This window comes from Paenibacillus wuxiensis, assembly GCF_040195695.1.
Taxonomy (GTDB): Bacteria; Bacillota; Bacilli; order Paenibacillales; family Paenibacillaceae; genus Paenibacillus_B; species Paenibacillus_B suaedae.
On sequence record NZ_JBEFZI010000014.1, the window covers coordinates 1 to 25720 of the forward strand.

Genomic DNA, 25720 nt, shown 5'->3' on the forward strand with positions numbered 1-25720 from the left:
TCCTCACATTTACCATAGGGTGAAATCCTGCGAATTCATGAGTCTGAGTGAGGAAACTTAATCATTTTGAGGGAGCTTAATGATTAATTTGACTCGTCTTTATAATGAAAATGTTCGTGATGAATAGCATCCATTCCAACTATCTTTCCACTCTTTTGGAAATACGAAAAGTCTTTATTTATCGGCATCCGAAGTAACTGATAATTATTATCTCTGGGCATGGCTTCAATTTGGTTAATAGCTAATTCGCGTGTTGTAGATAGTCCAACTGGAAAGAAATTAGGGAATGGCTTTGAACTATCGGCTACAAATATCCCCCCAACAAATGTATCATCCATTGTCCCCGTCCACCTTACACACTCAATAGTTATACTAAAGTACCCGTTAGTTGAATGACAAATATTTATCTGCTTTACAACTTAAAGCGAAGAAATCGCTGGCTGTGTTTGCGCAGAATAATTATTTCCCTATGATTTAGTCATTTATTTAACCATCGACTTAACTTTTGGTACATGAATTAATCCGCTGAAGGTTATCTGTATTACTGATCCGGCGTGGAAATGGGCCACGAATTTTTGTTTTGCATCTAATCGAATCCTTTCATAATTACCAGTCTTTGTTCAATGGAAGATGAAAGTCTAAGCTATAAGGGCCATTTTCTAATTTTAATAACATTTCATGAATATCTTTGCGTTCTCTTGCATCATTCGTTTTTCCATTCAAGTCCTCTTTAGACCAAAAACTATATCCAAGCAAGTAGCTTTGCCCCATTTCATCAAAACTCGAATAAACTCTTTGCAGTATTTCTGCAGCTTGTAAACATAGATCCAATGCTTCTTCTTTCGTATAGATACCTGCAATATAGCACATGGAAGCTACATGGATAAGTCTAACTAAATCCCAAGCCAAAACCCCTTTATCGCCCATTTTTTCTTTTATAACATGACACAATTCATATCTAAATGGGTCTGCTACTTCTTTGGATTTTTTTAATTCTTCTATGTACTGTACATTCGTCTTGCCGGAAAATAATAATTCCATAACTTCATCTGCTTCTTCTCTGGATTCAATTCCCCAATCTGCTGCTAAAATAGAAAATTGCTCTTCTTTAGCCCCTTCGGTAGGAACCACTCCGCCAAACACTCCCAAATCCCTCCAAGTTGCTACAGCAAAAATAGCATATGCCGCATTAAACCATTTAATTGTCTCACTTGTTTCTTTATTGCTTAATAGTGGCCTCCATTCTTGTTCAAACAATTTTTCAAGCTTTTCTACACCCCTGCCTAATAAAGACTTCGTTAAATCTAATCTCCATTCTTCTCCATCGGCACTTTTATATAATATGACAAAGCTTTTTTCGCATAATCTGTAAGGCTCTGCGATGAAAATATTAATTATATTCTCGAAGTTTACTTTTTCGCTACTTCTTGGATTTTGAAAATAGAAACCGTCATTGTAGGCGATAAATATGATAGGTTTCTTAAAAAATCTCTTGCGCTTTAATTTAAATATCTCTTTGCTGATTACACTGGTTACCAATTCGTCATCTCCTTTTAAACACCCTGTTTTCCTTTATTATATATATTGGATTGTCAACAGTAAATTTCAGACAGGAAAAGGCTTCTTGGTGATACGGAACAGGCGTCAGATATCCCAGCGTTCCGTAAATTCGATGTTTATTAAACCAGTTGACATAATCGTATAGCTCCAATTCCAGATGGTGAAGATTCGACGAATGTCCCCGCCCAAAATGAGGATTGCTAATAATCAACAAAAAATGGGCTATCATCTTATGGATAGCCCATCAAATCAACTTTTCCTTTTATTCTTGGTACTCTGGGTGATTGTGTCGTTTACATCCGAACAAGTAACAGCCCGAGCTCATTGAAGTGTTAAATTCCATCGAGGGAATAAATCCTAATGAAATTTTCTCAAACATATGCTCATATTCTTTTTTCTCATCAAGCAATTGCTTAATGTGCTCTTCTTTCTCCCATTCTGTCCAATCCTCGTCACAATCATCTTCATGAGCTTCTTTTATTTCCTCAATTTTTTGTTGAATTACTTCATTCAAGATGTCACGAGCTCGATTTTCATTTTGGGTTTTACATAAAGCGTATACGAATCTACTAACCCAGTCTGGTGTTTTCCAATACTGTTCCCACCCTTTGTCAAACCAATAAATAGACTCATTGAAACAGTCTAATTCAAGATATAACTCTGCAACTTCTACATCACCGACAAAATCATCATCATCTTCAGAAAATACATCTAGTTTCTTCTTCGCTTCTATTTTTCTCCCAAGCTCGATTAAGCACTTAACATGACTGTACATTGCATAATCAGAATTTCGGGAACATTGAAGAAAAAAGTCTGAAGCTTCTTGTATTTGTCCAAGATGATATTTGGCAATAGCCAAATTGTTATAAGCTTCATTTGAAGGGTGTATGATCAAAGATTGGTTCAAGGCATCTGCGGCCTGTTGCCACATTTCCTTCTCAACATAAATTTCCCCCAAAATATTGTAAGGAAAATGAGATGAAGGATTTAATTCAATAGCCTCTTTGATAAGTATCAGGGCTGTTTCCTTGTCACATTCTTCATGCAGATATATCCATGCAAGGTTATTTAATGATTGTACATTACGTGATTCCCTTACGGCTTCATGGAAAAGATCTAAAGATTTGTCATATTCATTACTTTCCAAATATTCAATAGCTTTTTGATTGGCACTCAACGAATGTTTTCCCCTTTATAATCATCATTTTCCTTGTTTAACAGCCCTCAAGACCTAGCCAACATCCTTTGTCACCACTAACATGCTTGCCGTCGGCGGAATAACAAGGCTGTTACCCATACTAGAACGGCCGTTACTATCAAGAGAATAGCTAATGCAGCTATCGGATATAGGATAGGCTCCCCAAAGAGATTAACTGTACGGAAGCTGTTGAAAAGATGTGTAACCCGGATAAACTGACTGTAGCCGAATGTCACCATCCATTCGATAATCGGATAACGAATATTACGAACATCCAATAGTAGATAGGGAATTCCAAGTACGCCCCCCGCTAGCAACATCGTGACCAACGATGAACGGCTAAGTGAGGAAATAAACGTCACGGCAATCGCAAATGCTGCACAGCCAATGGTTTGCACCCCTAATTGAATAAAATAGTACTCTAACACGGTGAATGAATACGGATATTCTGCAAAAGGACGTGTGTCTCCATACCTTCTCATACTATCAAGAGGTGTGGTGGCTCCATCCAAGTTGCCAAACAACAAGGCCGTTACCCCCATATTGATCAGCTGAAATACCAGGACACACAACAAGGTGTACAGAATAGCTGCTAAGCATTTTGCATGAATAAGCTTGCTTCGCCCATGTCTGCTGCTTAAGAGCAAGCTGTCCATCCTCCTAGTATATTCTTCTGAATAGATTGGAGAAAGTCCGATGAGAAGCATGGCTCCCATGAAGGCAACACCAAATTGATCGACCATATAGATCAATTCGCCCCATGGCATATTATAGTATAATTGAGCGGTTGGCGGCCCTTGCTCCGACAGTAGTTTTTCTTGTAATTTGTTTTGTTTATATTCGTATGAGTCAGGCTTGCTTAGCATGAGCCGCATGTCGATATCGATCAGTTTCTGTTCATATTTATGCAGCATATTGGGTATTCCTGAGATATCCTCCATAATACTTTTTTCTTGAATCGGCAGCTGATGCCAGTTGCTCCTCTTGTATCTTTCATCCACCCGCTGAATATCTTCTGCTGTAATCTCACGCGCATATGAGCGGTATTCCTTTGACCCATCTTGATAATATTCAGCATGAAATGCAATAACCACCGTATAGATAGCTGCAATTAATAGACCAACAACAAATACGCTCTTGCGCCATACGATCTTCAACAGCTCGTACCTCAATAACTGTCTCATTACATAATCTCCTCATTAAAATAATGAAAATATAGGTCTTCCAATCCTGCCGTCACTGGCTGAGCTGTCAGCAGCGGCTTGTCTGGAGACAGGATACGAACCTCAACCCCACTGTCACGGCGAAGGATATTGACTATCTTGTAACGCTGTTTCAAGACGGGGAGCTGATTTTCATCAACTGTGACCTTCCATACCGATTCCTTCAATTCTTCCAATAAAGAGACGAGCCTATCTTGCTTGAGCAGACATCCTTGTTTCATAAGCAGCACATCTTTGGCAACGTACTCGATATCCGACACAATATGAGTTGATAATAGGATGATTCGATTTGCGGACATTTCCGATAATATATTGCGGAAACGAATTCGTTCTGTTGGATCAAGCCCGGCAGTTGGCTCGTCCAGAATCAGCACCTTCGGATCATTCAATAATGCTTGCGCGATACCGAGCCGCTGCCGCATACCGCCGGAGTAGGATTTTATTTTAGAATCTGCTTCATAACCAAGACCGACCAGTTGAAGAACTTCCTCGACCTTTGCAGCTGCAGCCCTTTTTTCAAGCCCTTTTAGCGCCGCAATGTACATGAGAAATCGTCGACCAGTGAACTGCCTGTAGTATCCAAATTGCTGGGGCAAGTAGCCAAGAACCTCCCGGTAACGCTCTCCCATCGAGCGTATATCCTGCCCGTTCAACTGAATCATGCCGCTAGTTGGTCGCAGAATATCCGCAAGCATGCGTAGCAACGTTGTCTTTCCCGCTCCATTCGGGCCCAGCAAGCCATATACACCGCAGCTGAATTCAGCAGTAAATTGATTGACGGCAACTCGCTCTTTGAACTGTTTAGAAATATTCTGAATCGTTAGCTCCATAGCTTAAGCTTCCTTCCGCAATAAAGGTGTGATTCCGCAGCAGCTTCCATCCTTGTCTTAATAGAAGATACACTGCACCTGCATTAACCAAAATCGTTATGAGAATATGTAAATGCATCATGCGCGTTAGCATGTCCGGGCGTGTAAGCAAGATCATTCCGACAGCCATCCATATGCTTATTGTCACCATCGAACTGACGGTACATCGTATACGCATAGCCAGCCATAGAGACGAACTAGCAACGATGATAAACGGTGTAAACCAAGTCCAAGTCAGACCCCAGAATGAAATATCGCCACGAACAAGATACAATAGGCCAGATAAGCAAGTGTTTAAAATAAGACTATTCATTACGATAAAAAGCAAACGCGACAGCATTAACTCCTGTGCAGAAACTTTGCAGGCCAACTCCATTTCCAGAACTCCCTGCTCCCTTCCCTTGAACACTTCTAACAGCCCAATCACGAACGGAAGCGGTGAAAAAAGAACGGCCACAACAGCAGGCATCTGCTGCACAGTCACACCAATCCATACCCCTGCCCCGAACAAAACAAGACAACTCATCCAATACAGCTTGCTGAATATGCCAATATCAGCAGCGGCTATCGTCCACAGATTGATCCATCGCCGCCAATGGCCCATCATTGATACTTCCCGCGAGTTTTCGCTTATATCAGGGACATATTGCCTCAGTACGTCAATGGTAGTATTGATTCGCTGTTCCTCTGGCAGTTCCACTCGGTATTGCTGCAATATCGATTCAAGCTCAGAATCAAAATATTCTGACTCCTTAACGTCATTCATGTCATCCGCCCAAACTGCTTTACCCTTGTTTTCTCTGTTCATGCTCATCGCTCATTTCCTCCTCTCCTAGCAGCATTTTCTTCAGCCTTGAAATTCCCGCACGAATACGAGATTTTATCGTGGATTCATTTGCTCCCGTCACATCCGCAATCTCTCGTATCTTCAGCCCGTTATAATAATTGAGAATAATTGCTTCTCGCTGATGTTCCGGCAGAGCGAGCACAGCCTGCTTCGCTTGTTCCTGCTGGTCATGCAACTGGAATAAGTCCCATACGTTGCTATGAGCATCCGGAATCGTCTCGTCCAGTTCGTCTTGGATGTGCGAGTTACGGTACTGCTTGCTGCGGTAGTAGTCGAGACAGTGATTAACAGCAATTTTCAGCAGCCAATGTTCGAACTTGCCGTGGCTCTGATAGCTGGACAGCGATTGCATCATCTTGATGAATACTTCTTGCGTCAGATCATATGCAGTATGATGGTTCCCGATCTTGCGATAGATGTAGGAGTAGATCATCGCGTAATGCCGCTTGACCAGCATCTCCATTGCAGCTTGGCTGCCGCTTCGTATTTCTGTAATTAGCTCCTCATCGGAAAGCACAGTACTCCCCCCCCTCATCTCTATTAACGATATGAATCATCAAAAAGACGATGTTCAGTAAAAATATTTTAAATTACAAAAAAAACCGACTCCCTAATAGAGAATCGGCGAAAATCATCGTATCTAATAATTCTCCAGTATTTCAGTGTGCCGGACAGAGCATACATCAGTGGCTCGATGGCAACGTCCTTGCAACCTCCTACTGCTGCATCTGCACAAGCTGCTCCTAGCTCCCACATGTCTTCACTCTGTGCAGTCTCCTAGCATTGTAAACCAATCAAGAGCAGTGAAAATGATGTACGATGTTGATAAATATGCTAAAATCATGAGCACATAGATTGCGACAACATTAATAGAAAGGCGAGCGTATATGAACCAAGATATTTACATTCGCATGGCAGAAGAAGCTGATGCGCAGGAGCTGTTACACATCTACGCTCCCTATGTCACCGATACGGCTATCACCTTCGAGTATACCGTACCAACCGTCCAAGAATTTGCAAGTCGAATTCGGCAAACGCTGCAAAGATACCCCTATCTAGTAATCCTTCAAAACGAGAGAATCTGCGGATATGCCTATGCATCTGTCTTTAAAGGCCGTGCGGCGTATGACTGGTCAGTTGAAACAAGCGTGTATCTGCGGCAGGATTGCCGCGGTGCTGGACTAGGCAAGAAGCTGTATTATGCTTTGGAGGACGCCTTGAAGCGGCAGAACGTCATTAACGTGAACGCATGTATCTCATATCCATGTGAGCCGAATGAATATTTGGACAACGGCAGCGAGAAATTCCACAGCCATCTAGGCTATAAGAAGGTAGCTCATTTCACCAAATGCGCTTACAAATTTGATCAGTGGTACGATATGATCTGGATGGAGAAAATGATAGGCGATCACACTGACAAGCCCGAACCTTTCATCCCGATTACCGAGTTGTAAACGGCGGCAGTCTTAGACTGCCGCTATTTTATTGAGCTATCGTTTCCCTTTAATTCAATAACATCCACAGAGTCTTAGTATGGTAAGAACTAACGAATCACAATAATGGTTGCAATAGATAGAGTGGATATAATAAGTTTAGACTTATCATTAAATAAATCGACAAAGCTTATGACTGAGACAAAATTCCTTTAACAAACAATGAGACACTGTGCTTGTAGAACTCTTCCTCGGTGACGAGTTGGGTCTGATATTGCCGGTGAATCAACTCGCTCATCTGAAATCCGTAGCACATCGAGAGGAAAGACATGGCGGCAAGACGCTCATCCTGTATGGCTATAACTTTTTTCTTCTGCAGGCGTTCAAAATATTCAACCAGTAAGGAGTGCAGCTTCACCGGCGGATCGGCCAGCACTCTGTCCAATTCGGGAAACATTCCTTTGTCACGGATGCCAATCAAAATGATGTCCGCATTTTTATGAAAAAACAAACGGTACTGCTGACTTACATTCAGCAGATCGACTTCAGGATTATCGGTCGCGTCCTCTTTTAACAGCTTCTCAAATTGTGGGATATCCGAGTGTCTTTCAATGATGGCTTCCAATACGCCTTGCTTGCTTCCAAATTGCCGGAAAATCGTAGATTCATTGACTTTAGCTTCCGTTGCAATGGCTTTGGTACTTACTCCCCGATAGCCGTTCTTTTTGATGAGCCGTGTCGCAGCTTCAACGATTCTGTCTGAAGTATGCATTGTATTTCTCCTTTTGTATATGTTAAACCCATTCTACTACAAGTTTTGCATATTCAGCATGGTCAGGGTTCATCATTTTCATAAACGTTTATTTAAAGCAAATCGCTTCTTTGTTCCCAGCGGCTTGGTTCCGTAATCTTGACATGATCAGGCACCAATTGGGTGAGCGTTCCTAATTTATCAAATGTAATCAGGATTCGGTCAGAGGGCAACAGCCATTGTTCGGTCTCGATTGCGCAGCAATCCGGTATCGTCCCCATTCCTATTATCGTGCCTGGTAGCGGCGTGAATACTTTGAGAACCTCCTCCATCACTTTTGCAGGGTGTGCAGAATACTCGGATGTGCTTCCCTTCCAGTGTAATCTCTCCCCGATGCGTACATCCACATCCAGTGCCAGCGGGTTGTCGATTTCATCCGGCGTAACCAGAAATGGTCCTATTCCTTTGCTGCGATCAAAATCTTTGCAGCGCGTCGGTCCGGTCAGCGCCTGGAAATCCGGCCACTGCACATCGCGGACAGTACTGTCGTTAAAAATAACATAACCTGCAATGCAGTTCCCCTTCCCTGTAACAAAGGCCAGCTCCGGTTCGATATCCAGGTAGGAAGAGTACGAAGGCCAATGAATCGTATCCCCATCGCCAATTAATGCATTATGGTTACACTTGTAATAACTGAAAGTTACTTTATTCGGATCTCGCTGGAATTTTTCGCCAATTTTCCGTTTAAGCTCTTCTCTTTCTGGCCCTGTATATTCTCTTCGCAGCAGATTTACACCAGCATTTCTTAGATGTCTTGGCGTCAGCCCGAAATCGATAAGCGCGGCCGGATTCGGAACCGGCGGCAGCAGTCTTACTGCTGCAATGGGGCAGATTTCATTTTCATTGAATTGATGCGACTGTTCGATAGCATATTGCATCAATTCCTTAGCGGCATCATAACTTGCCGGCAAATAATGAAGATAGCTATCCATGTCTTCGTTTGAAAGGTTACTAGCTTCATATTCCAGCGCCCCCATCTATGTAGTGTGATGTAGTTCTGCAACTATCATATAGCATAGAATAAATGCATGCAAGTACTTGCTTGCATTTATGTTTTCCATTCTCTATTATAAAGACATAGTCAGTATGCCTTACCTCAAAAACATATACGCAAAGGAGAATTCTCATGAAGTATGGACGTATTATCCAAAAACCTCGCGTTAAATTTTTTGAAGTCGCAGATGGAGTCTTTGCCGGTATTTCGCCGTATCGCGGCATCAGTTGGGCCAATGCCGGGTTCATCAACAAGGGTGAAGGGCTGGTGTATGACACGTTCTTTGATTTGTTCCATGCGCGGGAAATGCGGGAGGCTTTTATGGAAGTAAGCAACGGCAGATCTCCCGTATATGTGGTGAACTCACACTATAACAGCGACCATGCCTGGGGAAACAAAGTGTTTGAAGATGCTTGCATTATTATGCACAAGGAAGCGTCTAGAGAGCGTCTCACCGAAAATATCGCCTGGATGGACAGCGTCATCAGAAGAGGAAAGGATTCTCCAGAATCGACATCGGGCGAGCGTTTTTTTGCAGCGGAATTTGAAGGATTCGACCTGGAAGGCGTAGAATGGGTGCTCCCGAATATTGAGATAAAGGACGATATCAACATCCGTCTCGGTGATACGGAACTTATGATATACAACGTAGCTCCGGCCCACTCTGACAGTGACTTGCTGCTGTGGATGCCAAAAGAAAAAGTGCTGTTCGCCGGCGATGTCGTGTTTAACGGTTGTACAGCATACAGCGAAGAGGGAACCCTCAATTGGGTTAAAGTGCTTGATCGCATTATTGATGAAATGAAACCCGAAATCGTTGTTCCAGGACATGGCGCCATCTGCGGCCTGGACTTCGTGAAGGAGCAGAGAGACTACCTCCTGAACCTGATCAGCGAGTTCAACAAGCATTACAATGACGAAATTGATGCCTTGTCCCTGACCAAGCAAATTGATATTTCCCGCTTCCTTCATTGGATTCAGCCAGAACGCTTGTATGTTACAGTGGACATCCTATTGAAAAGCAAACGAGGGTTAGCCCCCCTTCCAATTTGGAACGAGGTGCCTGCTAAACTAGAAGACATGAAAGCTTTTTTGGCCGGAAAATATGGAGTTCAGATCAAGCCATGGGACCCTATGAGTGTTTGGCAAGAATAGCAATTTGAAGCTAGTCTGCGAAAAACAAAAATCGGCCCTGTCGCAGACGATGCGAACAGCGGCCGTTTTTTTGGATTGTTCCACGGAATTAAAATCGGTGCTTAAGGAGCGGTGCCATCGTCGATTTCGAAGTCGTGTTCAACCACAAATTCCATATTCAACCATTTATTCTATGATCGTAAGAAGCGTCCACTGATCCTTCCAATTCTTACGCTTAACACGCTCAACATAATAGCTGTGATTCGGAAACTGCGGACATCTTCTCACGGCGAGCTGAAATAAATCTTCCAGTCCATACGGTGCACAAATATCCAATTGATCGTGTTCGTCCAGACGAGCACCGACAGCCGTCGCCGTTTCTGGCCAGTGATACAGTGCGTCCCATGTTGATGTATAGGGTTCTACTCCATTATGAGTGTGCATTCTTGCTTGATTTTTGACCGACCATTTCTCATTTCCCGTCTGCTGAATCAGCGCCCGCTCCAAGCGAAGATCCCGTTCCTCGGATACATCATCGCGATCAAAATACACAACATCAATATCACTATGTCTGCTGCGATTATCGAACCCATGGAGCTTGTCCCATACATAGTTGCGGATGTATCCCGCCGCAATATAGCATTGCGGCAGTTGTAGCTCCTGAACGATACGCAAATCACGCATGAACGCTTCATGCTCACGCAAATATTGTTTCAGCTGTTGCTCTAGCATTCTTTGCTAACCCTCATTTCCATTGGAAACTATGATTGCTTCATTCCGACCGCGATCCATCTTCCGTCTACATCCTCGAATACGAATTCTCGATTGTTATAGTCAGTTGTCGTGAGTGGACGCACAATCTTGACGCCTCTCGCGGTCAATTCCTCCAGCATTCCCTGCTGATCTGTCGTAATAAAGTATCCGTCGTACCCATATCCATGGAGCAATCGATTCGGTTTGAAGTTCTCTGGATTCCCCTTCGTCAACACAATTTCCATTGCATCTCGGTACAAGCATACATGCGGTTCAGCAGATTCTAAATAATAGACCGAACGGTATCCTAGATTCTCATAGTACTCAGCTGTACGATGCAAATCTGGTGTCGGAAACATTTGAAGGCAGCAAGCAAATGATGCAGATGTTGTTGTCATTCCATTCATCTCCCTTTTGACTTTTGTATACTATCTATCGTTTCAATGACATGTCACTATTTAGGAACAACTCTATCACTTCTACAATCTATTATGGTTGACGTTACCCCAGCTTGTGGCCACAATTCGGACAGAAATTAGAGCCTTCATTCTTCGCTCCACAGTTCGGACAGAAGTTCGGCTTCTGATTGCCTTCCGTAAAAGCAGAAGTAATGGAAGCACTAGCATCGGATGATGATGCTGATTCGCCTGTTGCCGTCTGCTGGACTTGATTCATATTTTTCATCATCTCGTTCGCCATGTTCATTCCCATCATCATGCCTGCCATATCAGAGGCCATTCCCCCGCCGCTTACATCACCGGAAGCGATCCCGTCCGTCATCGCGACTTGCTGATACTTCTGCATATCGCCAATCATCTCGTGTGATGCCGTCTTCGTAATCATGTCTTGGATTTCTTCTGGGTAATTGAAGCTCATGACCTGGAAGCCTGTTATAGTAATTCCATTGTTTATTACTTCCATATCCAGATCTTCCTTTATCCCTCTGGAAATATCAAATGCATTCGCCTGCAAATTGAATAAGTCCTTGCCTTCTCTAGAAATCCATTTCATTAACAATTGATCCAAAATGGACGTAATCCGAAACTTCACATCCTCAACGAGATAGCTCTCTTTGACTCCGGCAATCTTATCAATCAGGGTAACATAATCATTCACCTTAAAGTTGAACGTGCCGTTCGCACGAATTGGCATGCCGCCTGGGAGTTTTGGGTGAGGAATCAGGATTGGATTTCGCGTTCCCCATCTGACCATGAACTCCTTCGTATTGACGAAAAGCACCTCTACCCGCATTCCGCTGTTGAAGCCGAACTTAAAGCCTTTGAGTGTAGAAAGGAATGGAATGATATCGGAATCAATGCTATACTCGCCATCATCCTGAAAGATCCCTTCGATTTTGCCATTATTGATAAATATCGCATCTTGACCCGCGCGAATAATCAGCTTGCTCCCTTTTTTAATCTCTCGATTACTCCATTTCCAAAAGATCATATCATCGCGGAACTCTTCCCATTCCACCACATTTGCAAATTGATTCTTGAAAAACATATGCTAACCTCCGTCTCTCCCCTAGAATGATCCTCTGCTGCCGCTATGCGAATGACCACCTGATGTCGTGCCACCGCCTCCGCTGCCACCACCACTGCTTGAACTGGAGCTGCTGCTATATCTTCTCGTTCTTGTTGTACAGGTACGGATATATTGATCCGAATAATCAACCAAACCTGCCGAATTCGGATCTTCATACGTCTGAGCATCTACGGTAACTCGTCCGCCGGAACGATATACGAGCAGCGTAACGATGCCGCCTCCCATGACTAAAGCCGCACCTAGTTGAACCCATATATTCAATAAGAGATTGTCAGGATTCACTCCTGGGCGGTAGCCCATGTATTTATGAACCGTCTTCAGATAGGTTAAAAATCCATCCTTGTATTCCTTATCCGCTAAATACGGGGCAATCTTATCTCTGATTTGATCCAATCTATCATCGTCGAAATATACCTTCGCCTTATAGAATCCAGCAAGATATATCTCTCTATGTGTCATGTCTACCATTAAAATGATAGCGTTGCCATGACGCATTTTATAACCAGGGCCATATTCATCATAGAAGTCTTGAGTCATTCTCTTTACGTCATAAGCAGATGGATCATTTGTCGTATAAATAATCATGTCCGTTTTTCGCTCTTCGCTGTACTGCTTTGCCAGTTCTTGCAGCTCTTCGTATTCTCGCCCAGTCAGCAGCTTTGCCTCATCGAAGATCAGCTGATTTCCTTTTTTATTGCTCGCGTCGCTCCATTTTTTGAACATGCTTGGATTGGAGCTATTCATTGCACCATTTGAACTCTCACCGCTGCTTGAACTAGTGAAGCTAGTCCCATTCGTAGTGCTGGTGGTGGTGCTCGTAAAAGTGCTGCTGGTTGTGCCTGATGTACTACTGCTTGTCGTAGTTGTCGTGCTCGTAAACGTAGTCCCATCGTTCGTGCTGCTGATCATACTGCTAACGGTACTGTTCTTACCCGAATCAACTGCTTGCGATCCCGTTGTTACATACTGATAGACGGACTCAATATACCTTTGAAAAGCAGCCTTATAACGGCCTTCCCCGTATTCATCAGCGACAATATCGGTTATGCTGCTTAGCCGTTCATCGTCCAAATGATCTGCCGCCTTTTGAGATACATTTATGTAGATTTTCTCGTGATTCGTATTCAGAATCAGCACAGCTGCATTACTGACAGAAAAATCTTCATTGGAGTTATTCTTCGCGTATAAATCCTGCAGCACTTCCCAAGTCCCTTGATCTTTATCTGTTACAATCCCGATGATATTGATCCCTATTTCCGATCCATACCGATTAGCCAACTCGTTCAATTCTTTTACTTCCTTCTTACTGAGTACACCCACGGAATCATCAATTAACTGCTTGTTATTCTTGGCAGCCGCACTGACGCTTCCCGTGATCACCTCCATGGGGATGGCGAGCAGCAATGCTGCGAACAGCAGGACGACAGCGATAACACGATGCCTTCTCATCAGAATTTCCCTCCTATATACAAATAGGACACAACCTGAAATACGAGGAAGAATATCGCCGATAATCCCGCAAACCATGCGAACACCTTCGACTTGCTGATCGGAGGCTTGCCGACCACCTTGCCCGTCTGTCCATTCATCGCAAACGTATATTCCAGTTTATTATAGTCATAATGCAGTACCCAGACCGGGAGCAGAACATAGTCAGCTCGCTGCGTCTCCGTGTGAATATGAACATTGTCATACTTCGCTGACGTATACTCCGTTACGGTTGAATCTATGAATTCAAAAATATACTCTTTTATTTTTTCCTTTACCCGCGGCAGCAGCTCTTCCTCGTTATAACTATACGTTTCAGCAACATAACCTGCTAAGTATGGAGTCTTGAAGTTCTCAAGCTTTTCATAGGGAAAAGGTTCAAGCTTATCCATAAGTTCATCTGTCATCTTTGCCGAAGCATCCACCGGAACTTTTATATAGTCCAGGCAAATCTCGCGATAGAAATCATAATGTGCTGTTTCCGTATAATCGTAATCGCCTGAGCGGTATTTGCTGACCTTCGTGGCGCTGCCATGAACCTCAATTTCATTCTGCAAATCATAGAGCCAGAATGGGACATACATCCCCGTTATACCCTTAATTCGGTTCGCCGACATGAACCCTTTCGGAGTAATGAGTCCCTTTCCACACCATCTTTTGAACTCCATCACTGCTTCTTCCTTGCTAATGGCAAAAGGAATAATCTTCACCGGCGCCAAATTTCCCGTCAATCGATCTCCTAATACAATGGCAGATCCACAGAAGCTGCAGCTCGTTGCGCTCGTCTCTGCTTCTGTGATAATGACAGCGCCACAGCTATGGCAGTGATATTCCTCCGCAGCATCTTCCTCTGTGAACACGTATTTGGTCATCGGATCCTGCATGTCCTGAACATTGTCTTCTCTTCCACAGCTATGACAGGTTAACATCTCCGAATACGTATCATACTCCATCCCGCTACCGCAGTTCGGGCATTTATATTCAATAACCGGCAACCTATTCACCCCTAGAGCATAGAAAGTATCTATTAATATGTAATGCCTATGAATCGAGATTCAATTCTTTTCCTTCTTCAACTGCTCAATCAGTTCGTCCAAATCGTCTTTCTTCTCACCTCGAAGTTCAGCAAGCGCCATCGCTTCGTCGTAAGCACGGTTCACCTTGTCTTCCATCGCATCGAATGCCGAAGCCTGATCTCCATGTATAGAGTTACTTGCATTTAATCGTTCCTGTGCCTGGGCCGCTGCAAGCTTCCCCATAAGTGCTGCACGCCGCGCCTCCAGCTCGCCGATATCAGAGACCAGCTTGTCCTGCAGCTGCTTCATTTGAGAAGCAGTTGAAGCTGCAATATCATAAGCCGTTTGCAGCTGCTGCAACTTTTCCGAATGAACTGCCTTTTTCTCTAAAAAAGCACGTGCCCCTGCTTCATTCCCATCTGCCTCTGATTTCTCTGCATATCGCTGCAGTTTTGCGATTTCCGCTGCGCATTCGTCCAATGCTCGTTTGGCTCGCTGCTCTGCTGCAACAACGGAAGCCGTCTCAGCCTTCACCTTGCCGAGATCATCGTTCAACTTCCGCATGTAATCATCAATGGTTTTCTCAGGATCTTCTGACTTCTGAAATAGACTATTGATGTTGATGGACATGAGTTCCTTGACTCTCGATAAGATTTCGATAATGCTTCCCTCCATTAGAAGAATTTTCATCTACAATCTATACGTTAATCATACAGCAAATATAGGTAAAAAGGATGGGGAAATTCGACATTTTGAACTACGGATCGATTTCTTGCGACATGTGTAAGGAACCACACCCTAACCAAACTGCTGCTAACATCATTCCAATTGCGCTTACTTATTTGGTGCAAATAGGAAGGGGTTAAGTAATTACCATAAATATAACAATATCATTTGCTTTTTTCACCGGAGCTTATGGGTAGGCCGTCCCTATCGTGCAGGATTAAAAACCGTTCGAGCGTCATACAGAATTATGCAATTCGTGGGATACACAGGAATGATGATCCAATGAATAATCATAATAGAGCCTATCCACACCACTTGCTTCGACAGCAATCATCAAGCTTAAAGCTTCAAGCAATAATTCATGGAGAGAGGTGAGTCATTTGTTCAACACATGTACACGCTTGATAGCCGCGTGCGTTGCCGGAATCATGCTAACACTCGGGTTACAGGGCACGATGAGTCCAGCAGCTGCCGAGCCATCGCAACCGCGGGCTGCCGTGGAATGGTTTAGGGATTATGGAAGTAGTTCCAGAGGGGAAGCGGTCATCCCTACCTCCGATGGCGGTTATTTGACGGTAGGGAGCATTACGGAGAAGGAAATGATTGGGCAAGATAGTTGGCAATATGTCGTTAAGGCTTATATCATTAAAACGGATGTAGAAGGACATCCGCTATGGGAGCAAAAGCTAGATCATTATTCGTCCGGGAATGCCGCGTACCGGGCGATAGAGACTAGGGATGGAGGATATTTAGTAGCCGGAACCTACAGGTCCTACGACGGCAAACCGATGGACAAGCTATATCTCATTCGGCTGGATGCGTCTGGACAAGTACTGTGGCACAAGGCTGTTGAGGATGGACAATTCCACCACACTCCGGTAGCTATTATTGAAACGGATGACGGCAGCTTTATGATTGCCGGGAGAGGGATGTTCTCTGCCAGCGCCTATGAAAAGGGCTACATCCTGAAGGTAGATAGCAACGGAGAAAAGTTATGGTATAGAGACTATCGCTTTATCGGCAGCGAATTCTTTGCCGATATGATACCCGCCAGTGACGGAGGTTATATTGTAATTGGCGGCATAGGCTATCCAGATTATGAGCCTGGCGATGAGGATGCCATGCTTATGATGAAGCTTAATGAGCAGGGCGACATCGTATGGTCACGGCCGTTCCAAGAACCAAATACGAAACGGCGTGCCTTTTCTATCATCTCTTCCGATGACGGAGGTTATCTGGTAGGCAATCGTAAAAAAACGAAGCAGGGTGAAGTCACCATTCTCACCAAGACGGACGTACACGGTCAGCCGGAGTGGGAAAAAACATATACAGCCCCGTGCCCGGAATCGTTCAGAAGCTTGGTGCGGACGAAAGACGGGTATGCCCTGCTCGGTACAGGTACGTTAAGCGAGAGCTCGGACAAGAAATGGGAATATGCGATAGTCACGTTCGACGTAAACGGCGAGTTGACAAGCCGCGAAGTACTCCCAGGACCGCCGCTGAGCGACGTTGGGAAGGCAGCGATAGCTCGCGACGGCGGGTTTATTTTCACCGGAACCGTGAAACGAGGAGAGGTATGGAAGCTTCAGCTCATGAAGCTGGCTCCATTCGAGAACATGCCTCCTACAGAACAGACATTGGCAAGCATTTCATTCATGGAGAAAGAGATGCAAGTAAAATCAGGCACCAGCATGCCGACTGTACTGCAAGCCGTGTACGGTAATGGAATGGTCAGTGATATATCAGGCGTAGCCGTGTATAGCTCGGATGATTCCCGTATTGCCGACATCGACGCATCGGGTTGGGTCACGGGTCATGCGCCTGGAGTCACTTATATTGGGGCCACTTACGGAGGGCTCAATGCCAGCTTGAAAGTAACCGTGCTGCCTGAGGATTGGGTTGAGCCTGAACCGGCCCGTGGAGACCTCCGGCTGGATTCGAACGACTACTCGCTAAGTGCCGGCTCCATGATCGATGTAAGGGTCATACTTTACGACTATTCCGTACATAAAGAAATAGACGTGACCAAGGAAGCAACTTTCCGAAGCGCCAATCCGGACATTCTCGAATGCGATGATGAGGGGAACCTGATTGGCCGTAAGGCGGGATTCACGAAAATCCATGCTGCCTATAGGGGACTCCAGGCGACGTCCAACGTTCAGGTGCTTCGAGCATCCATTCCACAAGAAGTGGAACAGCCGGAGCTAGATTTGTAATCAGCCATTATTAATCTTCGTTACAAGTAAAGGCTTAGCTAGAGCACGGAGCTCGGAACTAAAAAATACTTTTCTACCTTACTCCATATTCAATCCAATATCGAATGCCGTGCTCTAGCATTCATCCTTTTATAGACGAATTATTTCCCGAGCAATAATCTTGTACATATAATTAGGTAGCTTTTCCTTTACAATGACTAATATATCAATATCACTTTGTTGAGGAGTAAAGCCCCCATCGCCATTGAACCGTGTAAATAGATTCCGACTAGCGATTGCGATAAATCATATTTCAGGAGATTCGTGATATGGTCTAAAACAACTTGTTGATTCATTCTAAATGTTTCCCCTGTCTGTTATGTTGTCTCTATTTCTTCTGAGCACATTGACCAATTCCATTTCTTCTATCCTTCTGTAAGATCATAAAATCATATATTACATGTGTCGGTTCCGGATCAGTATCTAAATCCTCAAAAAGCACGACCAAAAACCAAACGAGTGTTCCAGATAACTCGATGAAATAGGGATTCCACAGCTTGTCGCCTTCCCATATTTGCGAATTTCGCAAATACCAACCCCAATTATCTATCGTCAAAGAAATCATTCCCATGAAATATATGCCAATTCACTCTTCAAATTTCGTTTTAAAATCCTAACTGATATTAATTTTATTTTTTCTCGTCTTAACCCAAATGCATCCCCTAATTACAAAACAAAAGAGGGAGAATTATATCACTCCGTTTCTTGTCTTTCTCATGTCATCAATCAATTTACATGAGCTACACAACATGGTAAAATATAGGTAATGAAAACAGAAGAAGGAGGGCTGATATTGAAGACAACATCGATCATAAAAACAATCGGAGAACTAATTCACGACACTAGATTTGCATCGAATATAACGATTACGCAGTTATCAGAGCTGTCAGGCATAAATAAAGGTACGATATCAAGAATAGAGAAAAGCGAAATAAAACGACCAGATTTTTCAACTGTAAGGCTATTAACCACTTCATTGGATATCCCTTTTGAAACATTGGTTGATTATTACGTCGAAGATGAAAAAAGATCAGACTTATTGTTTGATATCTTGGAAGCGACGATTAAGCAAAAGAGCAGTAACGAATTAATACGCAAGGTTGCAATTAAGTATCTCAAGGCTCCGAATGAAGACAGCGTTGACTTAACAGGAAAGCTTTATAAATACATCGGCTCCATTGAAGACACCTCCATGAAATTGTCCTTATATGACCTCATCATAGAACACTCGCGTTCGCACGGAATAATGCCCTATATAGCTAAAGGTTTGTACCAAAAGTACTTGATTGAAAGAAATGACTTCATGCGAATGAAGGGAACTTATTTCGATGGGAAGTATGTTATTCACTACATCGATTTTCTATCCAAAGAAGAACGAATCGAGTTGTATTATAAACTAGGAATCCATACATACAACTTAAGGCTCTACAACGAGAGCGTTGAATATTGTAAGAAAGTATTTGTAGAGGATGATGACAGCAGTAGTCCTTACAGAGTACATGCTATCGCTGTCCTTAGAGATTGTTTTTTTGCTTTAGGTGAATACAAAGAGTCGGAGATATATTCAATTCAATATAAACAATTCAACTATCCTAACACTCAAGAACATGTTGTATTGATGGAAGCTTTATTTAAAGCGGTTAAGGGGAACGAAGACCAAGCTATTAAAGAACTCAAATCATTTTTTGAAACATGTAGTGACGCATTTATTCTCCCAGCAGCAAGACATCTCATACGATTGTGTTTAGATCAAAATCGCATCGATGACGTTAAAATTGTTTTGGAAAGTGGTAGAGTGAACTCATCCATCATGACCAAAAGTAATCCATTAACTTATTATGGATACGGGGAATTTCTGAAACTGCAAGGTGATTATTACTTAGCTATAGGGGAAATTGAAAAATGTATAAATGCTCTAATGGATGGAGCGTTGTGCTTTTCAAAAATTAGCGATACAATCAAGGAGAAAGAATGTCTTCATAAGATTTTACATATACATTTAGAAAATAACACCCCCATGAGTAAAGACATTCTTGAAAAACTTAGCGACTATTATTCTAATAGCACCAAATAAACGGAGGGCTAGGTATGAAAAACTCATTGAAGAGACTATATTTTAAATCCCTTCTTTTCACAGTCGTATTTATAACAACCGTCGCGGCATTTGGTGATACAGGTGTTATCCATCCATGGTAGGAAGTGAAAAAGAGCAGCGCCAATAAGGTGTTGCTCTTTTTCATTTTTCGACACGGAGTTGCAGTGGGATTTTTCCACATATCTGACTTGTAACGTACATTATACTCAATAGAGAGATAGTGTACGTGAGGTGAGATATTATAGATTCTTTAGAGGATAAAATTGTTGAACTAAGGAAGAAGTTAATCAAGATTGTCGAGAATAATAAGGGGGGATTTTCAAACGAAGAAGTGGTTCTTATCAGCCAAGAACTAGATAGATTAATACTAGAAATGCAGAAGAAGAAACGTTCGAGAAATTAACACTTGTTTATCTTAACTTTAATTTAGTAGAAAGGTATAGAAATGCATTGGTTTCGCTAATAATATTTACAGGTTGTATGGAAATTAGCAGCTGTCCCTATGTCCATCATGGGGACATTTTTAGTGTTCGTGGATACGATGAATTCAAATAATTAGTAATTTATTATTGTTGTTGTCCTCAGTACGGTGAACTAATAATAGTTGCATTAGAAACCCTAATATCAAGGCTTTTTTATTATGCAATTACTTTAAGTTCAACAGACATCATATGGTGCGGCTGTTCGCAGTAGAACCCTAATTATATGTATATATCATCATATTGACACAAAATCACCCCATTTATTAAAAAAACTTATTCTGAATAAGTGAAATAAATTTGGATTTTCCATCCTTGTCAACTATTTGTCAAGATGATGAACTGGACTACGCCAAAAACAATTAAGATGATGACAAGAACTAAAATAACTGCAATAGTTCTAAGAATAAATTTCAAAATTTTCCTGGTGTCCTGATCCATAAATACCACCTCCTACATTAAATGTATTAAATAAAGAACACTCCTATCACAATATAAAAATGCCTTGTCGTAAAACAAGGCATTTTTGAATATGTTACATTAACATTAGAAATAAACTTTCTTAATAAGTTGTCCGTCAGGATCGTAAACAGTCCCATATCCCGTGCATTTGGATTTACTTGTATTTCCATTTGGACCGAACCATTCCCAATAATTGATTTGACGCCAAGTAGTGTATAATTGAAATCTAATTTTTTCTCCTTTTTTGATTTCAGTAGTGCTTGACCATCTGACATCGCGTTCAGTTCCAATTTTAATCCCTACTTTAGCCTCTAACACACTTACATCGAGCTTGATTTCTCCATCGAAATAGGTATGCTTCTTAGTTGATTCCGAAATTGTAAAATTGTCGGGACCATAAACATAGAACTCCTTATACATGTCCGACGATGAATAGTGACCGCGACCTTTATCTTGAGATGTTAAGAAGTATACGTCTGCAAGGGTGGTAAATTGATTGGAGTTTTGATCCTTATCTTTAATCGGAACGTATTCATATTCAACTTTTTTTGGAACTTCTTGCAAACCATCTTGTACAGCGATTTCTTTCAACTTTTGTGGATCTGTGATGGTAATTGTGGCATTGCCAGTTTCACTCAGACTCTGATTCAGTAACTCGAATGGCACGCGATTAGGCTTCTTGTTGATCGGCTGTGGGATGTTGTCCGCATCTGCTGAAACCGCCGACACAAACAAACTACAGATCAGGAGCAGAATCATTGATGTAATAGATACTTTTTTCATCTTTTCATTCCTCCTATAATATGGTACATTTAGGTAAATTCCTAAATGTTGATCTTAATTTAACATGTGGTCAAAATGCTTGTCTGTCGAATACTGATGGTATAAAAAATATTATTTGGGATTTAGTTATCAAAATGTCGATTATTGACATCTTTCTTTTTTAGGAGGTTCCGTATTTGCTTATCAAGAGAATTTTTCTGAGCATCTATTTGATTGTAATTACAGTTTTAGGCGTGTTCAAAGTTCCAGTGACTGTAGTTTGGGGAGAAGAAATGAGGTATCATTCTAAGAAATACGTTTCTCTATGGGAACTGCAAGGCGAACATCAAGTGAATGAGTTCTTTGTAACTTATCAATTAGACTATTTGAGGTTGTTGTTTGAATTGGGTATCGCTACACTTATTGTTTATGTAATGTATTTGATCTTTAAACCTGATACAGAGTAAAAGGATGCCTCTTTCGAGGCATCCTTATTTTATAACAGCCAAAGTAACCCCCTTTCATTTCTCCAGCATATTCCTCACATCCATTTGTTCACGATACGCTCGATGTACGTATTATTGAAGGAAGATAGTTGCCTTTTCGATTTCCTTTTTCTCAATCGTCTATCTTCGTTAACGTTTCCCATTCCACTCTTTCTTGATGTTTTTGGATAACTCATTCCTTTCGATCTTTCAAACAATTATCCAATTAGAGCTGTAGTTTTAAGATGCCATGTACCCGAATAAATGGTCGACATGACAAGCTTCTCACCAAATGAAAGCTGGTAGGCTCCTTACCATCAGTTCAGCCTGCTAATGAGTTTCACTCAAATCACGCAGCATTTTCCTATGTTAAAACAAATAAACCGCCAAATTGGCGACTTATTATGTTTGCATTTGATTTCTGTTTGGAAACTTAACGCACTCGGGTTGATCCGTTTGACGATTATTTAAAACCTCCCATCATGTGTTAATCGACACTAAGTTGCCCCCCATTAATGAATCAATTTCTTATTTAATAAGGACACCCGAAGGTGTCCCTGTTTTAGCATTGTTCCCATCACTTCCGCCGTTTCATACCTCTTACTGTAACCACAATCCAAACAACAGCTAAAACATATGCAATAATATCTGTAACCAAGTAGTTCATTTTGAGCAAAACAAAGAATGTGACAATAAATAATATTGGGAGAATGACAGCTGTTGCAGTGGTTAGCTTATTAAACTTTTTGTCTTCCAACCTCTCACCACCTCTAGATAAAAGTTGTACTCAGGACTTTTACTTACAGCAATAACATCAATGCTTTAGTGACCCACCAAGCAACCGTCTCGTTCCCTGTTACTGCAAGTGCTCCTTCGATTCGTGGGAACTAATCCTTCTTTTTGCTGCTTTTATCCTTTCGAACCAACAAAATTAGTGCTGAGGAAACGAACAACAACCGTGAAATTCTAATCGCCAGATTGAACCCCTCACCACCTAAATTACTTATACCAAACAAAATATCAAGTACGGATACTAAACCTGTAATAATAAATATAATCAGTGCCAGTATATACACGCTTAGTTCCTCCTTTATTTACCTTACAACAGAAAGAAGACTATAGCTCTAGCTGCAATTTCCGCCAACCATTTAGGCAATCCAATATATTCAAACGCATATGTGAATCCATCCTCCGCTATACCCGTAAAGTTAAGCACAACATTTAAAAGCCAAGATAATATTTAAGTTTATCTTTTGCTCGTACACGCTAGCATATAGGATCTGCTTCCTATCTAATAACATGTATTCTCGATGAGGCTCCATACATTATGTTTTCTTCTCATTGAATATGCTTAAGGCATTTTCGTACATTTGCTGATCGATTTGAAACTTTTCCGTAACCCATTCTCTCAGCTCGTCAGGGTTTAGATGTCTTTCCACCTTCTCATGCTGAAAATATTGCTTCAGCACATTATCGTTCAACGAAGTCGGAATTCCATTGATGTAGCCGAAAATTTGAATGTTTTGCAGCATAGGCGATGTATCCCAATTGTTCGCATTCCTAATCAGCGGAGTCATTTTGTCTAATGCTATCGGATTGGGATCAAGGGTTTTAGTAGGTCCGGGGTTTCGAATAATCTGAATTTCATTCTGAGATACCTGATAGGTAAAGACTTCCCTTACATTATTCACTTGAAAAGATTGATACAACGGGTATGCCTGAAATAGCGGAGCACAATACCCGACATCTACATAGTAAGGTTGATCGAGGTCCACGCGCAAACACAAGTGGCCAGGATCCATGTACATATAAGAAACGGAAAATCCAAGCCGGGATAGCAGCCAATGAAACCCTATTGCATTTGTCCAGCATGTTCCTCCCATCCCTTTGTTCACGATGCGCTCGATGTACGTATCAATAGAAGGGAGGTAGTCTCCTGTTCGGTTTCCTTTTTCCCAATCGAGTATTTTCGTCAGCGTTTCCCATCTTACTCTCTCTTGATGCCTCTGAATAAGTTCATTGAGAAACGCCAAGCTAATAGGCTGCTTTTCAACCGACAGAAAATGAAGAAACCGAGCAACTAACGCTTCATGTTCCTGCTTTCGCGATATTTATCTCATTGAACAAGGCGTCTTCCTATATTTATTATCTCCCTCATCGCTTGTAATTTCCATATTTTCCAGTCTATATTTCAAAAAATAATCTAATTAGAGCTGCAGTTGTAAGAGCGATATTCCCATGTACCCGATGATGGTCGACATTCTAATCATTCATCTGTTTTGAGCTCAAATACTTCTTCAAGACGACAAATAAGCCACCAAAATGGCGGCATATCATGTCTGCACTTGGTTTCTGTTAGGAAACGTTACGCACTAGGATTGACCCGTTTGACCGTTATTTAAATACGCTATCAGGAACGTAATAAACTTTCTGTGTATCTTTCTTATTTACGGGATCCGTAACGATTGTAAAATATACGTTATCGTTTTTGGTCTGTACTCCCTCGATTTCATGCGTTCCCACATTCGTAATTTTCACGAGGGTTTTGTACGCTCCAGTGTTTGTCAACATCGCAATCTGCGGGGTTTCACCTTCTGCTCCGCCTGACGTATAAATTTCTGTGCTATCAAGCATATCAGCCCCCTGGAAAGATCCATTAGGTCTGACTATACCATCACCTGACTGAGTAAAACTGGTCACACATGCGTTTATTGCCGCCGCACTATCCAGACGAACTTGTTCGTTGCTATCAAGAAGTTTATTCAATGCCACTGTGTCATATATCGACCAAGTTACGGTACCTTCTTTCGTTTGTACCCGGAAAACCGTATATTTACTATTGCCTCCCCCATCAACACGATAGGTCTCCCCTAGTCTTGCGCCCGTCTTATTCGCATAATTCATGTAGGTGACCCGATGAAGAGCCGTATAATCAACTGTCGTGCCGGCAGCGTATGTAAGTCTTGCCACCTGGAGGGACCAGTTATACGATGTTGAAGGATCCGCTTTTGAACTAAAATAGAAATAATTGATATCGTTGTATGCATACATATCGAGGGTTTGACAATGTCCGGTATTGGTAACGGTCATTTCATCCACGTACGTTGCATTATTTCCGTTTATGAGCAATCGTGAAAGATAGCATGTTCCCCCTGACCGCTGAGTTACGTAAAGATACTTATCTGCGATGTAAGCTTTCTGCACAGCCACATTGTGATTCAATCCTTTAAGATTGTAAGCGAGCGTTGCCGATGCGCTTGCCGTTTTCCCAGGAGTAGCCGCAAAAGCGGGCAAAACAGACATTCCAAAAATAAGAATGGTGAGAACAACAGATGTGAACATTTTCAACTGTCTTTTCAGAAGCCCCAAAGCTTGAACTTGCAACATATCAATACCTCCATTAAGAAAATATGATTGGACAAGATACTGGAAAATGTAATCAATTAATTGAAACCACTTTACTCGATTATGGACAAATTCATATTGAGAATGCAAGAATGTAGGATGTTAAATTTCTGAAAATGTCCCTAGTGGTTAATCAACATTTAGATTCCTTCTCTTCAACAGTAACAGGAACAAGTT

27 protein-coding genes are annotated in these 25720 nt (G+C 42.1%); 6 read left to right on the forward strand and 21 right to left on the reverse strand.

Annotated features, from left to right (window positions below):
- Positions 1-83 precede the first annotated feature (83 nt).
- From ABN764_RS25640 to ABN764_RS25675, 8 genes are all read right to left on the reverse strand, one after another.
- Positions 84-338 carry a hypothetical protein gene (locus tag ABN764_RS25640; protein ID WP_446673469.1) on the reverse strand — a complete coding sequence of 85 codons (255 nt, stop codon included), beginning with the start codon at positions 336-338 and terminating at the stop codon, positions 84-86.
- A 268-nt stretch (positions 339-606) separates the two neighbouring features.
- Positions 607-1539, reverse strand: a complete 933-nt coding sequence (locus tag ABN764_RS25645; protein ID WP_446673470.1) for a DUF1266 domain-containing protein — start codon at positions 1537-1539, stop codon at positions 607-609.
- Positions 1540-1543: 4 nt separating this feature from the next.
- Positions 1544-1789: an IS3 family transposase gene (locus ABN764_RS25650; RefSeq protein WP_446673471.1), complete on the reverse strand. Its 246-nt coding sequence runs from the start codon at positions 1787-1789 to the stop codon at positions 1544-1546.
- Between the two features lie 33 nt (positions 1790-1822).
- Positions 1823-2737: a tetratricopeptide repeat protein gene (locus ABN764_RS25655; protein WP_446673472.1), complete on the reverse strand. Its 915-nt coding sequence runs from the start codon at positions 2735-2737 to the stop codon at positions 1823-1825.
- A 77-nt stretch (positions 2738-2814) separates the two neighbouring features.
- Entirely contained in the window at positions 2815-3942 is a 1128-nt protein-coding gene (locus tag ABN764_RS25660; RefSeq protein ID WP_446673473.1) for an ABC-2 transporter permease, read from the reverse strand.
- Positions 3942-4811: an ABC transporter ATP-binding protein gene (locus tag ABN764_RS25665; protein ID WP_446673474.1), complete on the reverse strand. Its 870-nt coding sequence runs from the start codon at positions 4809-4811 to the stop codon at positions 3942-3944. Before ABN764_RS25665 ends, ABN764_RS25660 begins: the two co-directional genes overlap by 1 nt.
- Positions 4783-5664 (reverse strand): hypothetical protein, encoded by an 882-nt coding sequence (locus tag ABN764_RS25670; RefSeq protein WP_446673475.1) that lies wholly within the window; start codon positions 5662-5664, stop codon positions 4783-4785. The genes ABN764_RS25665 and ABN764_RS25670 overlap by 29 nt, the downstream gene beginning before the upstream one ends.
- Positions 5636-6214, reverse strand: a complete 579-nt coding sequence (locus tag ABN764_RS25675) for an RNA polymerase sigma factor (RefSeq protein ID WP_446673476.1) — start codon at positions 6212-6214, stop codon at positions 5636-5638. The genes ABN764_RS25670 and ABN764_RS25675 overlap by 29 nt, the downstream gene beginning before the upstream one ends.
- Positions 6215-6584: 370 nt before the next feature.
- On the opposite strand from ABN764_RS25675, the gene ABN764_RS25680 reads away from it, so the two are divergent.
- Complete coding sequence (locus ABN764_RS25680; protein ID WP_446673477.1) at positions 6585-7151, forward strand: GNAT family N-acetyltransferase; 567 nt, start codon at positions 6585-6587, stop codon at positions 7149-7151.
- A gap of 169 nt (positions 7152-7320) precedes the next feature.
- Here the strand turns inward: ABN764_RS25680 and ABN764_RS25685 are convergent, their stop codons facing one another.
- Positions 7321-7902: a TetR/AcrR family transcriptional regulator gene (locus tag ABN764_RS25685; protein ID WP_446673478.1), complete on the reverse strand. Its 582-nt coding sequence runs from the start codon at positions 7900-7902 to the stop codon at positions 7321-7323.
- Positions 7903-7994: 92 nt separating this feature from the next.
- Entirely contained in the window at positions 7995-8873 is an 879-nt protein-coding gene (locus ABN764_RS25690; protein ID WP_446673479.1) for a fumarylacetoacetate hydrolase family protein, read from the reverse strand.
- A gap of 194 nt (positions 8874-9067) precedes the next feature.
- On the opposite strand from ABN764_RS25690, the gene ABN764_RS25695 reads away from it, so the two are divergent.
- Entirely contained in the window at positions 9068-10090 is a 1023-nt protein-coding gene (locus ABN764_RS25695) for an MBL fold metallo-hydrolase (protein ID WP_446673480.1), read from the forward strand.
- Between the two features lie 165 nt (positions 10091-10255).
- Here ABN764_RS25695 and ABN764_RS25700 read toward each other — a convergent pair whose 3' ends face one another.
- The 6 genes from ABN764_RS25700 to ABN764_RS25725 form a co-directional block, all read right to left on the reverse strand.
- The gene (locus tag ABN764_RS25700; protein ID WP_446673481.1) at positions 10256-10801 is read right to left on the reverse strand and encodes a nucleotidyltransferase family protein; all 546 of its coding nucleotides are present in this window, start codon (positions 10799-10801) and stop codon (positions 10256-10258) included.
- A gap of 29 nt (positions 10802-10830) precedes the next feature.
- On the reverse strand, positions 10831-11220 hold the full coding sequence (locus ABN764_RS25705; protein WP_072732084.1) for a VOC family protein: 390 nt from the start codon (positions 11218-11220) through the stop codon (positions 10831-10833).
- A 103-nt stretch (positions 11221-11323) separates the two neighbouring features.
- On the reverse strand, positions 11324-12328 hold the full coding sequence (locus ABN764_RS25710; protein WP_446673482.1) for an SPFH domain-containing protein: 1005 nt from the start codon (positions 12326-12328) through the stop codon (positions 11324-11326).
- A gap of 21 nt (positions 12329-12349) precedes the next feature.
- On the reverse strand, positions 12350-13819 hold the full coding sequence (locus ABN764_RS25715) for a TPM domain-containing protein (RefSeq protein ID WP_446673483.1): 1470 nt from the start codon (positions 13817-13819) through the stop codon (positions 12350-12352).
- Positions 13819-14853, reverse strand: coding sequence for a TFIIB-type zinc ribbon-containing protein (locus ABN764_RS25720; RefSeq protein ID WP_446673484.1), 1035 nt, complete (start codon positions 14851-14853; stop codon positions 13819-13821). The genes ABN764_RS25715 and ABN764_RS25720 overlap by 1 nt, the downstream gene beginning before the upstream one ends.
- 60 nt (positions 14854-14913) lie before the next feature.
- Complete coding sequence (locus ABN764_RS25725) at positions 14914-15534, reverse strand: PspA/IM30 family protein (protein WP_446673561.1); 621 nt, start codon at positions 15532-15534, stop codon at positions 14914-14916.
- Positions 15535-15980: 446 nt separating this feature from the next.
- Here ABN764_RS25725 and ABN764_RS25730 point away from each other — a divergent pair, with 446 nt between their 5' ends.
- The 3 genes from ABN764_RS25730 (at position 15981) to ABN764_RS25740 (ending at position 20353) form a co-directional block, all read left to right on the forward strand.
- Complete coding sequence (locus ABN764_RS25730; protein ID WP_446673485.1) at positions 15981-17816, forward strand: Ig-like domain-containing protein; 1836 nt, start codon at positions 15981-15983, stop codon at positions 17814-17816.
- An 832-nt stretch (positions 17817-18648) separates the two neighbouring features.
- Entirely contained in the window at positions 18649-19929 is a 1281-nt protein-coding gene (locus ABN764_RS25735; RefSeq protein ID WP_446673486.1) for a helix-turn-helix domain-containing protein, read from the forward strand.
- Positions 19930-20212: 283 nt separating this feature from the next.
- Complete coding sequence (locus tag ABN764_RS25740) at positions 20213-20353, forward strand: aspartyl-phosphate phosphatase Spo0E family protein (RefSeq protein WP_446673562.1); 141 nt, start codon at positions 20213-20215, stop codon at positions 20351-20353.
- 622 nt (positions 20354-20975) lie between these two features.
- Here the strand turns inward: ABN764_RS25740 and ABN764_RS25745 are convergent.
- The gene (locus tag ABN764_RS25745) at positions 20976-21674 is read right to left on the reverse strand and encodes a hypothetical protein (protein WP_251490937.1); all 699 of its coding nucleotides are present in this window, start codon (positions 21672-21674) and stop codon (positions 20976-20978) included.
- A gap of 176 nt (positions 21675-21850) precedes the next feature.
- Here ABN764_RS25745 and ABN764_RS25750 point away from each other — a divergent pair, with 176 nt between their 5' ends.
- Positions 21851-22120, forward strand: coding sequence for a hypothetical protein (locus tag ABN764_RS25750; RefSeq protein WP_446673487.1), 270 nt, complete (start codon positions 21851-21853; stop codon positions 22118-22120).
- A gap of 595 nt (positions 22121-22715) precedes the next feature.
- On the opposite strand, the gene ABN764_RS25755 is transcribed toward ABN764_RS25750, so the two are convergent.
- The 4 genes from ABN764_RS25755 to ABN764_RS25770 all read right to left on the reverse strand — a co-directional run bounded on the left by ABN764_RS25755 (position 22716) and on the right by ABN764_RS25770 (position 25525).
- A complete protein-coding gene (locus tag ABN764_RS25755; protein ID WP_028532681.1) occupies positions 22716-22895 on the reverse strand; it encodes a hypothetical protein in 180 nt (59 codons plus the stop codon).
- A gap of 130 nt (positions 22896-23025) precedes the next feature.
- Positions 23026-23214, reverse strand: a complete 189-nt coding sequence (locus ABN764_RS25760) for a hypothetical protein (protein ID WP_446673488.1) — start codon at positions 23212-23214, stop codon at positions 23026-23028.
- A gap of 249 nt (positions 23215-23463) precedes the next feature.
- A complete protein-coding gene (locus tag ABN764_RS25765) occupies positions 23464-24249 on the reverse strand; it encodes an arylamine N-acetyltransferase (RefSeq protein WP_446673563.1) in 786 nt (261 codons plus the stop codon).
- Between the two features lie 283 nt (positions 24250-24532).
- Entirely contained in the window at positions 24533-25525 is a 993-nt protein-coding gene (locus ABN764_RS25770; RefSeq protein ID WP_446673489.1) for a helveticin J family class III bacteriocin, read from the reverse strand.
- Positions 25526-25720 lie beyond the last annotated feature (195 nt).